Below are 530 nucleotides of genomic sequence, written 5' to 3'. Positions count from 1 at the left end.
GCCACGCGCTTCGAGCGGCGATCGCGCCCTTCATCACGCTGGTCGGCATCTCCATCGCCTTCGAGCTGACCGGGTCGATCTTCACCGAGCGCATCTTCAACATCCAGGGGATGGGTCTGCTCGCCCTGGACTCGTTCAACACCGGCGACCTGCCGGTGATCGCCGGGGTGGTGGTGATCACGGCGACCTTCGTCACGATCGGTAACCTGATCGTCGACATGCTCTACGGAGTCGTGGATCCCCGCGTGAAGCTCTCATGACCGCACCCCCCGAAGCTCTCCTCTTCGCTCCGATACTTCGCGAGGACCCCGCATGACGACCGGAAGCGAGACGCAGGACATGCTGCAGCCCGCGCAGAGCGGACCGAACATCGCCCAGCGGCGCGGCCGCGAGGGCAAGAAGGTCGGCGAGCAGATCCTCAAGGTCACCGACCTGACTGTGCAGTTCCCGACCGAGGACGGACTCGTCCAGGCGGTCAACGGGCTCAACTACGACCTGCAGATGGGCCAGACGCTGGCCATCGTGGGGGA

Annotated in this window: 1 protein-coding gene and 1 pseudogene; both read left to right on the top strand. The window is 65.3% G+C overall.

The features are described from left to right. Positions 1-260, top strand: a 260-nt coding sequence (locus tag F2B26_RS16915; protein ID WP_159811249.1) for an ABC transporter permease subunit, incomplete at its 5' end; no start/stop codon positions are given. Between the two features lie 52 nt (positions 261-312). Further along, positions 313-530 (top strand): annotated as a pseudogene (locus tag F2B26_RS16910) (hypothetical protein); the annotation flags it as partial.

Source organism: Cellulomonas citrea, from assembly GCF_009829685.1.
In the GTDB taxonomy this organism is placed as follows: domain Bacteria; phylum Actinomycetota; class Actinomycetes; order Actinomycetales; family Cellulomonadaceae; genus Cellulomonas; species Cellulomonas citrea.
This window is presented reverse-complemented; position numbering and strand designations above follow the sequence as displayed.